The following is a 13,868-nucleotide window of genomic DNA, read 5'->3' as shown; positions in this document are numbered from 1 at the left end:
GTGGTCGACGGCATCGACTTCGACTGCTGGGCGGTCATCCTGTGCAAGCCGGACTGCGTAGAACGCGGCCTGGTCCCGCGCGTGCTCGACATGATCCGCGCCTCTGGCGTCACCGCCACGGACCTCATGGACCTTGTGGCGCAGCCATGGCAGGCCCACGTCGTGTACCGCGATCTGCTCGCAGACGCCGAGCGTGCCCCCCGTGATCTGCCGACCTACCTCGACGAGGCGTTCGCCCACCGCCTGGTGTCCGTGGCACTCGCCCACGGTGAGCCCGGTATCCACGCCCGGCTGCGGCAACTCGTCGGGCGCACCGACCCCGCGATGGCCGTGGCCGGGACGATCCGCGGCGACCTCGGAAACGACAGTCTGGCCGCGGCGCTCGCCGAGCGGCGCCTGGTCCGCAACCTAGTGCATACCAGTGACGATCCGTGCGCCGCGCGCCGCGACTTCGCCACCTGGTACAGGGACGGCCACCGCCCCGCCGATCCCGACTTCGAGCGGTGCTCGGTCATCCTGTGCAAGCCCGACGCGGTCGAGCGCGGCCTGGTGGACGCCGTCCTGGACCGGATCGGCGCAGCCCAGGTCGCGGTGTCGGGTCGGCTTGACCTGACCGTCCAGGCGTGGCAGGCGCACGTCCACTACTGGGACCTGCTGGTGGACGCCGACTGGTTCCCGGGCCGCGACATCCCCGCCTGCCTGGACGCGGAGTACGCCAACCGCCTCGTCACGGTGGCACTGGCCCACGGAGAGCCGGGCGTGCACCACCGCCTTCGTCAGCTCTTGGGGCACTTCGACCCCACTCGGGCCGCGCCCGGCACCATTCGCGGTGACCTCGGGGAGGACAGTCTGAGCGTCGCGCTCGCCGAGCGGCGCCTGGTCCGCAACCTCGTGCACACCAGTGACGACCCGGACGCCGCGCGCCGCGACTTCGGCACCTGGTACGGCGCCCATCGCCGCGCCCTGCTTTCCTCACTGAGCCCCCCGCGCCAGCACAGGTCTGTCGACACCTGACGCCATTCCCTCGAACTGGAGGCATCATGAGCGAGCCGTACCAGCAGCGCCCCTTACCGATCCTCCCCGCGGAAAAGATCGGGGGGCTGAAGCCCGCCCTGGCGGACGTGATCGAGTACCGCAAGTCCGGGCTCTCGCTGAACTGGATCATCGGCTGCCCGCTGGACTGCGGATACTGCATCCGGCACACCTTCGACAACTTCGAGATGAAGGTCCCCCGCCGACTGATGAGCGACGAGGCGGCGGTCACCGCGCTCGTGGAGCATCCGTACTTCCGGCCGCACACCACGCCTCTCCAGCTCCTGAACCGAGCGACCGACCCCATGCTGCCGGCCGTCAAGCCGCACCTGTTCACCGTGCTGCGGCACCTGGACGATCGGGGCCTGACCAACCATGTCCTGGTCATCACCCGCTGGCGCGTTGGCGCGGAGGACTGCGCGGTCCTCAACAGCTTCGAGAACCTGCGCCTGACCGTGCTGGTCACCCATTCGGGCATCGACCACGAGGCCATCGAGCCGATGGACTCTCAGATCGCCGCCGAGAGCCTGCGCACCCTCTACGAGCACGCCGAACGGTACCGCGCCGTCCTGTACTGGCGGCCGATCGTCCCCGGTCTCAACGACTCCGACGCCCATCTGGAGCGGGCGCGCGAGCTGTCCCGGCACGCGCACGCCACTGTCTTCACCGGCCTGTTTTACCGCCAGGAGATCGCCGCCTACTACCAGGCGCACGGGCTGCCCGTGCCGTACGAGGACACCGCCCGGCGCAAGATCCTCCCCGAGGCGGCCGAGCGGCGGGTGCTCGATGCCTTCCGCACCCCCGCCGACGTCTCCGCCCCCTGGGGTGCGCTGTTCCGTAAGACGAGCTGTGGCGTGGCCTACGCCCATGGAGAGGCCGACTACAACGGCCACTACGGCATCTGGGAACTATGCGATATCTGCCCGCAGAAGCAGGTCGCGTTGTGCGACTCGGCCTGGCGCAAGCCTGACTTCACGGATGTCACTGAAAGCGCCCGAGCCCTTGGCGCGACGGGGCCCGTTGAGATCACTGACCGGGCCATCATCGTCGAGGGTCTGGACGAGCCGCCGCGCTACTACCTCCAGCACGGCTACGGCTACCAGTGCCACGACCGCGAGAAGCCTCACCACTACCGCCAGCACGGCCGTGCCCCCATCGGCTGGCCGGCGGAGAACGGAACACCCGCACCATGAACTTCGCCACCTGGCCCGCCCTGTTCGTCGTGGACGTCGAAGGCAACGGTGCCAACCCGCCCGACCTGGTCGAGGTGGCCGCCCTACCCGTGCGCGACGGCGAGCCGGACACCAGCACAGCCGGAGCGTGGCTCATCCGCCCACCCCGGCCCGTCACCCCCCGCGCCGCCAGCATCCACCGGCTGACCAACGGACTTCTGGCGCAATCCCCTACGTGGAGGGAGATCGCCGAGCAGGTCCACGGGCTCCTGGGCAAGGCATGGATCTGCGCCCACAACGCACACACGGACTACCGAGTGCTCAAGGCGCACCTGCCGAACTGGGAACCGGCCGGAGTGCTCGACACACTCCGCCTGGCCAAGGCCACGTACAAGGAGCTGCCCGGCTACAGCCTTGACGCCCTGATCAAACACACCGCGCCGGACCTCACGGCCGCTCCCGCCCAGCGACACCGTGCCACCTACGACGCCTACGCCACGGCACAGCTCCTCATCAGCATGGCCCGCCACTACGACAGCTGGGACCAGCTCGTCGCCGCGGCCGTGCCGCCCGGCCTGCCAGGCGCCCCGGAACCAGAAAAGGACCCCACTCTGTGGTGACCCACCAACCACCCATCCGCATCGGCGTGCTCGGCACCCACTCCACCGGCAAGACGACCCTGCTCAAGCGGATCCAGATGGAATTGCGCGGCCACGGGCTCACGGTGGCCCGCACCGGCCGACTCGCCAAACGCGCCGCGGCCATCGGCCTGCCGAAAATGCAGCACCACACCGCTGCCTCCACCGAGTGGATCATCACGCAGGGCATCGCCGACGACATCGCCGCCGCAGCACAAGGCGCCGCCGTCGTCCTTGTCGACCGCGCCTCCTTCGACGCCCTCGCGTACTACCACGCGGCCCTTGAGCACCGCAGCGAGCACGCTCACCGGCTGGAGAGGGAACGCCTGCGGCTCCTTGCCTCGACGCAGGCACCGAAGTACGACCTCCTCCTGGCGACCGTGCTGGACCCGGACGCACCCGTCGACCAGAGCCACGACTACGACCACCGCTACCGCCTCCTGGTCGACCGCCACGTCCACGGCCTTTTGGCAGACGACGGGAACCCGCACCAGCGCGTCACCAGCGACCACGAAAGTCAGACCCGCGCCATCGAACGCGCCCTTCAGCTCTGCCTCCAGGAGGCCGCGATATGACCATCACGCTGCCCGCAGGCACCATCACCATCGCCGGGAAGACCGTCTCCCGGCTCGGCTTCGGCACGATGCGCCTGACCGGCCCCGGCATCTGGGGCGACCCAGCCGATCGCGCCACCGCGCTCACCGTGCTCCGCCAAGCCGTCCACACCTACGGCATCACCCACATCGACACCGCAGACGCCTACGGTCCCCACACCGTCGAACACCTCATCCGCGATGCCTTACACCCGTACCCCGAGCGCGTACTGATCGCGACCAAAGTGGGCCTGGCCCGTCCCGCCCCGGACACCTGGGTCCCGCATGGCCACCCCGTCTACCTGCGCGCATGCGTCGAGGCGAGCCTACGGCGACTGGGCATGGACCGGCTCGAACTCTGCTACCTCCACCGCATCGACCCCGACGTGCCCCTCCCGGACCAGATCGGCACACTCCAAGCCCTGAAAGACGAGGGCAAGATCGGGCACATCGGCCTGTCGAAGGTCACACCCGAGCAGATCCGCACAGTCACCAATGACATCACCGTCGCCGCCGTGCAGAACGTCCTCAACATGAGCGGGGACCGGCACGACACCGCACTCGAACTCTGCCGCGACCTCTCCATCCCTTATGTGCCGTACCGGCCCCTCGACGCTGGCACTCTCGCACGGCAGAGGCATATCGACGAAGGTCTCAACTGGCTGCTTCGCCTCGGGAACCACGTCGCACCCATCCCCGGCACCAGCTCTCCGGAACACCTCCGCCAACTCGTCACCGTCGTGACGGGCGGGCAGTTATGACGCGAACACCCACGCCGGCCACCGCGAATCCGGCTGACCGCCAGTGGCACATGCGGAAGGTAGCTCCCCACGAGAACTGGCGGCCACCGCTGGTAAGAGCGTCTTTGCTCGTGCCCGTCGAGACCAGCCACTTACTCGTCGCCAGGCTGCGCGATGACCTGCTCGTGCCGTGCGGCCCTGCTCACAGCGGGCAGGCACCGGAGCAGGCCGCCTCAAATGTCCTCCTGGGAGCGCCGAGCGGTATACCTGTCCTTCGGTGGGTCCGTTGACTGGGTTCAGATGCAGCGCTTGAGGGCGTGCCGGAGATGGGGCGTCCGGCACGCCGGGGTTAGGCGGTGGCCGAAGTCGAGGGGCCCAAGGCGACGATGTATGGGATGCATACAAGGGCCGCAAGGATGATCATCAGGGTCGCTCGACGAAAGCCGGTCGGTGGCACGTGCACCTCTCCTCGGATCCATGGATGGATATGCCACAGGCTGGATGCGGCAGCCTGTGGCTGCACTTGGCCCACCTAGTTGATCATGGAATGAGGGTCTCCCGCAAATCACACGATAGGTTGTGCATCAACTGCCCTTTTTTGCCTCACAGGTATCCTGGCCAGCATGTTCGGGCGGCGGTGACGGCTGACACCCCGTGCGGGGCGCTTACGTTCCGTCGGAGAGGCTGTGCCTTTGTCGTGTGCTGGCCAGTGCCGCGAGGGTTTCGGTCTCTTCGGACGGGGCGTTGAGTTGCTGGCTGAGAGCGAGGCTGGCTGTCAGGTGGGCGCGGGCCTGGGTGAGTCGTCCGGTGGAGTGTTCGGCTTCGCCTAGTGCCCGGAGGGCCTGGCATTCCTCGAGGGCTGCGTGAATCGTGCGGGCTATGGTGAGTGCGGCGGTGTGGTGGGGGAGGGCTTGCTCGCTGTGGCCGGTGGCGTGGAGGGCGCGCCCGAGGCCGTTGCGGGCGATGGCCTCACTGCGGCGGTCGCCGATGCTGCAAAGCACGGGCAGGGCACTGTTGTATAACTCAAGGGCTTCGTGCGGCTTGCCGTGTGCGCGCAGGGTGTCCGCCAGGTTCATCTGGAGCATGGCGTGCTGGCTTGTGCTGCCCAGGCTTTGTGCGATCTTGATCGATTGACGGTAGGCGCTGATGGCGTTGTCCAGACGGCCAGCTTCCTTGTATAGCTCAGCGAGGTTGTTGAGCGCGATGAATTGACCTCGCCGATCGTCGACATCACGGAATCGGGCCAGGCCTTCGAGGAAGAATTTGAGTGCGTCCTTGTGCCGCTCGAGGCGGAGACTGAGCATGCCCAGAAGATTGAAGCTCCTGCCCTGCTGAAGCCGGTCGGTCTTTTGTAACCGGATGTGCAGAGCGCGCTGCTGTTGGTGAAACGCTTCCGTGTGCCGGGCGGTGTGCCAGAAGGAGATGGATAGCTGGTGGAGGGCTTCGGCTTCGAGGTCTTCGTCGTGCGCTTTCCGGGCCAGCTCCAGGGCTTTTTGGGCGCTGTGGATCGCCTCTTGGTAGCTGCCGGCGTTGGCACAGATACCGCTGAGGTCGATCAAGGCCCGGCCGTGCGCCTGTTGATCGCTGGTGTTCTGCCAGTGGGCAACCGTTGCTCTCAGGATTGGAACTGCTGTACGCAGATAGCCCTCGCTGCCCAGAAAGCCGGCCAGCGTGTGGGCCAGCAGGGCGAGTTGGTGCGATGAGCCGTGGGTGCGGGTGTACTCCAAGGCGGCCAGGAGGTTCGGCCCCTCGGTGGTGAACCACTGGTGAGGGTCGGCCGCATGCCGTGCTGGTGCGGTAGGGGGATCGGGCAGGGGGATGCGCAGGCGGTGAGGGTAGGCGCGGCGGTCTGCCTGGTCGGCGCTGTGCAGATAGTGGTCGAGGAGGCGCTGGAGAGCGTGCTGGTTGTCGGCCTGCGCATCGCCCCCGGCCAGGGTGGAGGCATATTCGCGCAGGAGGTCATGGAGCCGGTAACGATGCGGAGCGGGCTCCGAGATCAAATTGGCGGAGAGGAAATCCTCTAAGGCGCGCTCCGTCTCTCCGAGTGAGAGGTTGGTAAGCGCCGCGGTGGCTTCGGGGCTGAACTCGGTGCCAATGTGTAGACCGATGCGGCGGAAAACCATTTGCTGTGCAGGGGGGAGCGTACGGTAGGAGATGTCGAACGCTTGTGCCATCGCGTAATGACTGTCTCGGAGTTCAGGCAGCCGTCCACTCGCGAGGCTGAAGCGCCCCACGAAGTCGGAAATGCTCCAGGAAGGACGGGCGAGTAGGCGTCTGGTGGTAATGGCCAGAGCGAGGGGGAGGTCTCCGCACAGTCGGGCCAGCGTGGCTGCTTCCGCCGTACTGGGGACTCGCTCTTCCCCCAGTATGCGTTGGAGCAGTGCGACGGAATCCGCGCGGGTCAGCGCGCCCAGTGCGACATGGCGGGCACCAGGGAGACTTGTCAGCTGCTGGCGGCTGGTGACGATGATTGCGGCGGCAGAGTCACCGGGCAGTATGGGGGTGATCTGCTCGGCGTCGGCGGCATCGTCCAGAAGGGCTATGAAGCGGCGGCTGCGGGCTGTGGTGCGCCACAGCGCGACCAGTCCGGGGAGGTCTTGGGGGAGCGTGGCTGAAGGCGCGCTGAGGAGACGTAGGAGTTTTTCGAGCGCTTCGGCGGAAGTCAGGGGAGGCTGGAAGGGAGCGTGGCCGCGCAAGTCTACGAACAGTTGTCCGTCGGGGAAATGATCGCGCATCTGATGTGCGGCATGAATAGCCAGAGCGGTCTTTCCGGAGCCGGGCATTCCGGTGACTGCGGCTGCGGTCACCGGCCCCGTGCTCGTCCCTGTCGTGTTGGTCAATGCGCCGATCAGCTGGTCCATTTCAGCCTGCCGCCCTACCCAGGGCACGTCGGGAGGAAGGGTGTCGGGGGCGGGCGCGAGGGTGCTGCCGTGGGAAGTGGTTGTGCGGGGCAGCAATGCGGTGACTGGTGTGCGGGCCAGGACGCCGCGGTGGATGTGCACGAACTCCTCGCTTGGGTCGGTGCCTGACTCCCGCAGCAGGTGAAGCCGTGTGCGTTGCAGTAAGCGTGCCGCGGCATCGGTTCGGCCGCTTCCGTGGAGCGCGAGGGCAAGCCGCCCGATGAGGGCTTCGTCTGTCGGGTTTCGCTCAGCAAGGGGTTGCAGGCCGACGACAGCTTCAGCGTAGTGTTCGAGCCTCAGCGCGATGTCGGCGCGTAGCAGCGCGGTGGCCAGATTCCTTTCTTCGACGAGGCTGCGCAGGTGAGCGGCCCAGGCGCCGGGCAAGCCGGCCAGAGGCTCCCCGCCCCATAATCGAACGGCTTCCTGTAATGCGTCCAGCGCTTCACGATTGCTGCCGCTGTCGGCCAGCCAGCGGCCCTGGTCGAGCAGGGTGAGATAGCGGCGCAGGTCCACGGTGTCCGGGTCCACCTGAAGCCTGTAGGTGTGCGTGCGACTGATCACGGCGGGAGCATGCGGACCGGCGAGCGCGGACAGCGCCTTGCGGATGCGGGAGATGTGCGCATACAGGGCTTCACGCGGTTTGGCCGGGGGATGCTCGTCCCAGACCCGGTGGACGAGCGTGTCCATGCTTACTGCCCTATCGGCGTCCCATGCCAGTGCGGCAAGAGTCAGTCCCTCCTTGGGCGTTCCGGCCGGGCTGTGATCTTCTCCTGCTCGCAATCCGACTGCGCCCAGCAGCTGTATGCGAAGGTCCACCAGCGACCTCCCGCTGATAGGGCACTTCTCCCATGTGAGAATGACACGGAGTGATGGTCATGGCCATGACTGGATAACGGGAGGTCCGAAATTGCCCTGATGGTGAACGGCTGAGCGGGGCTTCACTCGCAGGGAAAGCAGTGACCGGGGAGTGGCTGTATGTGAACTCCGCTGCGTGCAGCCTGACCGGCATGATGGGTAGGCCAGGTCGAGGGGGAGACGCGTGAGGGAAACAGAGTTCGCCACGGAGCTGTTATCGGCCATGATTTCTAGCAGGCCTCTGCACAGTTCACCAGCGGGACGAGCCCTGCGTACCCTCGTGAGTGCAAGGTCCGATCCTCGCGGGACGCTTGTCCGGCAGTGGGAGGAAGCCTCCCGTGCCGAAGACCCCCTCCCCATGCTCCTGCAACTGTCGAGCTCCCTGGCTCGGTACGCGGCCACCGACCCCACGTGGCAAGCCGATTTGGAGATCTGGCTGCGACAACATCACTTATCACCGACGGAGGAGACGCACAACAGCATCGGCGGATCCGCCCACCTGCACGGTCCGACCCTCCAGGCAGGCGCGATCCACGGAGGCGTGCACTTCCACCACACCGGCCATCCCGCCTCCCAGCCCGCGCAAGTGGTGCCCCGGCAACTGCGCTCGGTCCCCGCACATTTCACCAACCGCCGTAAGGAACTGAGCGCCTTGCACGGCATCGCCGGATCCCGGCAGAAGACGGGAGCACCGGCACTGGCGGTAATCTGCGGCCCGGGCGGGGTGGGGAAGACCGCGCTGGCGTTGCGCTGGCTGCACGAGGTGGCGGACCAGTATCCCGACGGCCAGCTGTACGCTGACCTGGCAGCAGACTCCTTTGGGGAACCGGTGCTGACCGGCTCGATCTTGGGGGGATTCCTGCGAGCTATGGGCATCCCAGGGCAGCAGATACCGGCCGAAGCCGACGAGGCTGCCGGTCTGTTCCGCTCCACCACCGCTGGCCGGCGCATCGCCATCCTGATGGACAACGCTGTCTCCGCCGCCCAGGTGAGAGCGTTGCTGCCTTCCGCACCGCTGAGCACGGTGGTGGTGACCAGCCGGTGGCGCCTGGGCGGCCTGACCATGGACGGCGCCACCTATCTCCCCCTGGCCCCCATGCGCGGGAAAGCAGGCAGAGAACTGCTGAAGCGAACCATCGGGGAACAACGGGTCGCAGCAGAAGCGGACGCGGCAGCGGGCCTGGTGTGCTTATGCGCAGGACTGCCCATCGCGTTATCCATCGCAGGCGCCCGCCTGGTGATGCGCCCTGAATGGCCCATCGCCCGAGTCGTACGGGAGCTGTCGGACGAACAGCGCAGGCTGAAGGCGCTGTCGGTGGAGGAAGCAACGGTCATGAGCGTCTTCGACCTCTCCTACGACGGGCTGCCCCCCAACGCGGCCCGCGTCTACAGACTGCTGGGCCTTCACCCGGGTCCGGACATCTCCCTCGAAGCGGCCGCCGCAGCAGTGCACCTGCCGGTCGACGACACCGCCGCATTGATGGAAAGCCTCGTCGATGCGAGCATCTTGGAGACTGGCGAAGACGACCGGTACCGCTTTCACGACCTGATCCGCCTCCACGCCCGGCAGCGCGCCGAGGTTGAGGACAGCAGCAGCGACCGTAGCGAGGTCATCCATCGGCTCCTGGAGTTCTACGTCTCCTTCACCACAGCCGCCGACCGGCTCGTGACGCCACTGGACTGGCACTTGCGTCCCGCCCATCCGCTCCAGGACAGGCCGTCCGCCTTTGCAACGCGCCGCGAGGCGCTCGAGGCGCTGGAGAGAGAACTGCCGAACCTGATGGCGGTGATGCGAGCCGGCTACGAGCACGGGTGCGACACCCTGGTATGGCAGCTGGCCGAGGCCATGTGGTCAATGTTTCTCCACCGCAAGCACTTCCCGGACTGGATGGCCGCCTATCAACTCGGCATCGAGGCCACGACCCGCTGCGCCGACCCCGCCGCCCGGTCCCGCATGCACCATCACCTGGGTTTCGCCTTCCACAACCTCAGCCGGGCCGAAGAGGCTCTCCAGCAGGGCTTCGCCTCGCTCACGGCGGCGCGCGAAGCAGGACACGAACTTGCTCAAGCAGAAGCCCTCGGGCTGGTAGGGATGGCATACCGTTCCCAGGGGCGCTTCGATGAGGCCATCGAGGCGCAGCAACAAGCGATCGCACTCGACTACAGGGCTGGCCGGGTGCGGTCAGAAGCCCTCGGCCGGCGCAGGCTCGGCCAAGCCCTATGTGCCGCAGGAAGGATCGAGGAAGCGATTGACCAACTCACCCAGGGCCGCAACCTGGCTGCCTCGCTGCCTGACAACCTTGTCAAAGCAATGACCACAGTCTGGCTCGCGGACGCACTCACCCGCGCCGGCCGCCCTAGGGAAGCGGTTTCGATGGCACAGGAAGCCTGGTCAACTCTCGCCGAATCCGGCTCCAGCCAGTACCGGGCTCAAGCCCTGATGGTGTGGGGTGAAGCCGCCGAAGAACTGCAGGACCTGGTGACCGCCCGTGACCGTCTCCGACAATCACGGGCTTTCTACCTGGAGGCCGGTGTGCCGAATCTGGACCGCATCAACGACGCGCTCAACAGGGTCCAAGCACAGCTCGACGACGGCTTTGGCCACTCACCCCCGTGACGGAGTCCGGACCGCCAACCGGAGAGGTCGGACGAGCTGAGCTAGCCGGTACCCGGCAGTCAGCCAAGGATGAACGCACACCCCGCACATTGGCACGCGCTCGGGCTCGTGGTGTACGAGAACCCGTTCCGCGCGCGTGCGGAACACCGTCCCGGATCCGTGCGCCGGCACCGTGACAAGAGCGCATCCGGGAGCGTCGGCTAACCGGGCCTCGGCCACCGCGACAGCGCAACTGGCCGTCGCCCGGGGAAAGCCGGTCACCACATCGGCAATCTGCCTCCACCGTGGCGCAGCTCCTTCAGCGACCACCAGAAACCGGTCAGCGACCATACACAGGCACTCATGCCGCGACTTCATGCCCGCGCTCCAGACCCACACTCCGACACCCGCGTCACCCCGGCTGTGCTGCCGACAGCAGCTGACCCCCAAGCCCCTGGCGTCACAGTGGACCATCAGATGAGCGATGAGCGCGTGTTGGCACTTCATGTCATTCATGCCCCCTCCGCAAGGTCGATGCGCTCATCGCTGCCGATGGGAGTGGGCAGAGGCACCGGAGCGACGGTGAGCGTCCGGTCCGGCTCGGGCAGATCCAGCAAGCGGTACATGGTGCGCCTCAGGATCTGTGCGGCCTGCCCCGGTCGGGAGGTGATCATCCCGGCTACGTACCTCTGCTGGATCCGAGAGCGCCTGTGCATGGCCGCACGCAGCTGTCCTGAAAGAGGCCTGTCCAGCCGCAGCCGAACAGCTTCGCGACCCACCATCTCCGCCAGACTGCCCAGGCGTAGAAAACACTCCTGCACCGGAGGCGCCAGCACTACCGGAGCACCGATCGCCGCACCGTAACTGGTCACCGACCCGTGATCCCCGATGACCACATCAGCGGCAACCAACGCGGCCCGCCACCCCTCCTGCGGCGGTAACAACAACAAACCCGCACGCAGACAGTCCACCAACCACGCCCGCACCTGCCAGGCTCCGTGAACCCCCCAGATGTTGGGATGCAAGACCGCCGCCACCCGATACTTCTCCGGCGGCAACTCGACCAGCAGCCGGTCCAGCAGATCCGGATGACTTCCCCAGGCAGACTCCGGCTGCCAAGTCGATGTCACCACCACCAGCCTCTGGCCCGCACGCACGTCCAAGGCCTGCCGATAGTGCTCACGCAGCGGCACACTTGCTACCAACCGATCGAAACACACATCACCCGTCACCACCGCCACCGGTAGCGCCTCAGGGCACGACTCACGCAGCACCGCGAGCTCATCGTCATGAGTGAGTGACAGCGCGGTCGGCAGCAGCCGTCCACGATGCATCAGTGTTCCGCGATCCAGACCGTGCGTCGGAAGCGCCTGCAAACCGGCACTTCGTGCACGCAGCCGGGACGGCATCACACCAGCTCCATGCGGCAGCAGCATCACCTTCCCGTGCAACTGCTCCACTGCGACCTCACTGGCAGCCAGCACCAGATCGAACTCACACTGAACGGCCTGCTGCCACGGCAGAAGAAAGCCCCCCTGCGCCCGCACGAACTCTTCCGCGCCATGGCACACCGCGCCATTCGACACGGGTGCGACGGTGAACATCACACAAACACGGTGATCCGCTCCCAACAGCGCGAGAACGTCCATCAGCCGAATACCGGCAACCATAAACGGCACGACCACCAGAACGGTTCGGCACCCCGTACGAAGCACTCGGCTGTGCGCGCCTAAGCCAACAGGACCATTCAGCCATAAAGCCCCTGACATCACAGACCACCGCCCACACCATGAGTGGACGTAATGTCCCCGAATACAGGGGACGGGGCGTCAACCAGGCGGTGCACACGCGCCACCGCGGACAGGAGAACCAACGCGCCCCCGCGCCCCCGCGTGGATATCCACTGGCTTCGGCCGTCCGATGCAGACCTTGAACGCCTGCGCATTGCAAACACGACATCCCCCTGAGCGTCGACTACCTCTCGAGGGGAGTTCCCGCACCTGTCCGCCAGATTGCTTGCATAGGCCTTGCGGAAACCTTGCCGCCGATATGGCATGCCGCTGAGCGGCTTGTTGGCGCTCGCATCTCACATGCCGTTGTCGGGTTGATCACATGGCGTACGGCGACCCTAGCGCGAGTTCGTCCAGGTTTTTGTTGCTCTCTTCGAGATGCGCATACGGGAGAACGGAATCTCCCCGCCGCGCTGGTGTCCGTTCCCCCGACCTCTGGAAGCGTGCTGTGGAGGCGTTGGTGAACGAGGAGTCCATTGCGTAGCTGGCCCGCTGCGGCTTCTTCGGCGTCCGGTGGGGTGTTCATGTGCAGTGTGTCGCTTGTCGAGCGTTCGCGAGCAGTTCCTCGCGGGCGGCGGGTTCGGACATTGGGGGTCGGGTGGACCACTGGCCGCGTAGTTCCTGCACGATGCGGGTGACTTCCTCGGCCTGGGCGAGCAGCCTGTCGTTGAGTGTCTCGACAGCGCCGCCGGTGTCGGGTCCGGTGACGAGGACTGGGCCGTAGAGGAGGTAGGGCAGGTTCAGCCCACGCCAGGCACAGGCGAGTGCCCAGGCTGCTGGGTTCACCGGTAGCCGCCTCCCGGCTCCGTTGCCGTGGACGTGCAGGAGTGCTTGCCGGTGGTAGACGGCCCGGTCCGTGGTGCCTCCGATCAGGCTGCGGATCATGTGGTGTTGCGTGGCCTGATCTGTTGGGAGGGCGAGGCGTAAGGAGGTGGCGTCGGGGTTGATGCGTAGTGCGCGCACGTTCGCCGGGTACCGGTCAGGCTGCATCGGGTCTGTGTCAGTTTGGTGTCGCTTGTGCTGGTCAGCGCCACGCCAAGGACCGGCGGGAGTGGGAGCCTGATGAGCCTTCCCTGGATGCTGGGCATCATCTCGCCCTGTCTGGTCGGTCACAGCACCTCCGGGTGGAATGGGGTGTGCGCGGAGGATTCCGTGCTGGATTGATCTTCTGTATCTCGCACCTGGCCTGATGCGTGAGGGAGCTGCATGACGGCACCGGTCAGCCGGAGGAGCGCAGCCGGCGCCGTTTTTGGAAGTCGGGGAGGAGGTGCTCCAGATCGGTGAGTTCCCATGGCAGGCCGCCGTTGTTGCGCTTGATGCCGCGGTCGGCGAGTAGTTTCTTCAGTTCTTCTGCGGTCGGCTCGTGGCCGTGGCTGTCGGCGTGTTCGGCCCAGGTCTCGTAGCAGGGGTATGAAGCGATGTAGCGGCGCAGGGTGCTGGGGCTGATGGCTTTGCCGTTCCTGCCGGTCACTCCACCGTCATAGAGCCACTGGGCGAGCTGGTCTCCGTTGGGCGGTGCACCGTGCTTTTCGCGGTAGGCGCGCCAGGCGGC

The 13,868-nt window shown here is 66.6% G+C and carries 10 protein-coding genes; 6 read left to right on the top strand and 4 right to left on the bottom strand.

The window, feature by feature from the left end; all coding sequences use genetic code 11:
* The 5 genes from ACMTAK_RS00910 to ACMTAK_RS00890 are packed head-to-tail and all read left to right on the top strand — an operon-like array spanning nt 1 to nt 4,196.
* On the top strand, nt 1-1,014 hold the full coding sequence (locus ACMTAK_RS00910) for a nucleoside-diphosphate kinase (protein ID WP_413804354.1): 1,014 nt from the start codon (nt 1-3) through the stop codon (nt 1,012-1,014).
* A 26-nt stretch (nt 1,015-1,040) separates the two neighbouring features.
* Nucleotides 1,041-2,225: a radical SAM protein gene (locus ACMTAK_RS00905; protein WP_413804350.1), complete on the top strand. Its 1,185-nt coding sequence runs from the start codon at nt 1,041-1,043 to the stop codon at nt 2,223-2,225.
* Nucleotides 2,222-2,824 (top strand): 3'-5' exonuclease, encoded by a 603-nt coding sequence (locus ACMTAK_RS00900; RefSeq protein WP_413804349.1) that lies wholly within the window; start codon nt 2,222-2,224, stop codon nt 2,822-2,824. Before ACMTAK_RS00905 ends, ACMTAK_RS00900 begins: the two co-directional genes overlap by 4 nt.
* Complete coding sequence (locus ACMTAK_RS00895; RefSeq protein ID WP_413804348.1) at nt 2,821-3,417, top strand: AAA family ATPase; 597 nt, start codon at nt 2,821-2,823, stop codon at nt 3,415-3,417. Before ACMTAK_RS00900 ends, ACMTAK_RS00895 begins: the two co-directional genes overlap by 4 nt.
* Entirely contained in the window at nt 3,414-4,196 is a 783-nt protein-coding gene (locus tag ACMTAK_RS00890; protein ID WP_413804347.1) for an aldo/keto reductase, read from the top strand. Before ACMTAK_RS00895 ends, ACMTAK_RS00890 begins: the two co-directional genes overlap by 4 nt.
* A gap of 644 nt (nt 4,197-4,840) precedes the next feature.
* On the opposite strand, the gene ACMTAK_RS00885 is transcribed toward ACMTAK_RS00890, so the two are convergent.
* Nucleotides 4,841-7,891, bottom strand: coding sequence for an AfsR/SARP family transcriptional regulator (locus ACMTAK_RS00885; RefSeq protein WP_413804346.1), 3,051 nt, complete (start codon nt 7,889-7,891; stop codon nt 4,841-4,843).
* A 397-nt stretch (nt 7,892-8,288) separates the two neighbouring features.
* Between ACMTAK_RS00885 and ACMTAK_RS00880 the strand changes: the two genes are divergently transcribed.
* Nucleotides 8,289-10,547 carry an ATP-binding protein gene (locus tag ACMTAK_RS00880; RefSeq protein WP_413804345.1) on the top strand — a complete coding sequence of 753 codons (2,259 nt, stop codon included), beginning with the start codon at nt 8,289-8,291 and terminating at the stop codon, nt 10,545-10,547.
* Between the two features lie 491 nt (nt 10,548-11,038).
* On the opposite strand, the gene ACMTAK_RS00875 is transcribed toward ACMTAK_RS00880, so the two are convergent.
* The 3 genes from ACMTAK_RS00875 to ACMTAK_RS00865 form a co-directional block, all read right to left on the bottom strand.
* The gene (locus ACMTAK_RS00875) at nt 11,039-12,211 is read right to left on the bottom strand and encodes a hypothetical protein (protein WP_413804344.1); all 1,173 of its coding nucleotides are present in this window, start codon (nt 12,209-12,211) and stop codon (nt 11,039-11,041) included.
* A gap of 627 nt (nt 12,212-12,838) precedes the next feature.
* Nucleotides 12,839-13,201: a hypothetical protein gene (locus tag ACMTAK_RS00870; RefSeq protein WP_413804343.1), complete on the bottom strand. Its 363-nt coding sequence runs from the start codon at nt 13,199-13,201 to the stop codon at nt 12,839-12,841.
* A 334-nt stretch (nt 13,202-13,535) separates the two neighbouring features.
* A partial coding sequence (locus ACMTAK_RS00865; protein WP_413804353.1) for a hypothetical protein occupies nt 13,536-13,868 on the bottom strand: 333 nt, incomplete at its 5' end.

This window comes from Streptomyces lacaronensis, assembly GCF_047337785.1.
Lineage (GTDB): Bacteria > Actinomycetota > Actinomycetes > Streptomycetales > Streptomycetaceae > Streptomyces > Streptomyces lycopersici.
The sequence above is the reverse complement of the archived record's forward strand: the minus strand, read 5'-3'. Positions and strand labels throughout refer to the sequence as shown.

Bases quoted from the DNA above. Each gene is read 5' to 3' on its own strand.
- ACMTAK_RS00900 (WP_413804349.1), top strand. From the start codon at position 2,222: ATGAACTTCGCCACCTGGCCCGCCCTGTTCGTCGTGGACGTCGAAGGC.
- ACMTAK_RS00905 (WP_413804350.1), top strand. From the start codon at position 1,041: ATGAGCGAGCCGTACCAGCAGCGCCCCTTACCGATCCTCCCCGCGGAA.
- ACMTAK_RS00880 (WP_413804345.1), top strand. From the start codon at position 8,289: ATGCTCCTGCAACTGTCGAGCTCCCTGGCTCGGTACGCGGCCACCGAC.
- ACMTAK_RS00890 (WP_413804347.1), top strand. From the start codon at position 3,414: ATGACCATCACGCTGCCCGCAGGCACCATCACCATCGCCGGGAAGACC.
- ACMTAK_RS00870 (WP_413804343.1), bottom strand. From the start codon at position 13,201: ATGATCCGCAGCCTGATCGGAGGCACCACGGACCGGGCCGTCTACCAC.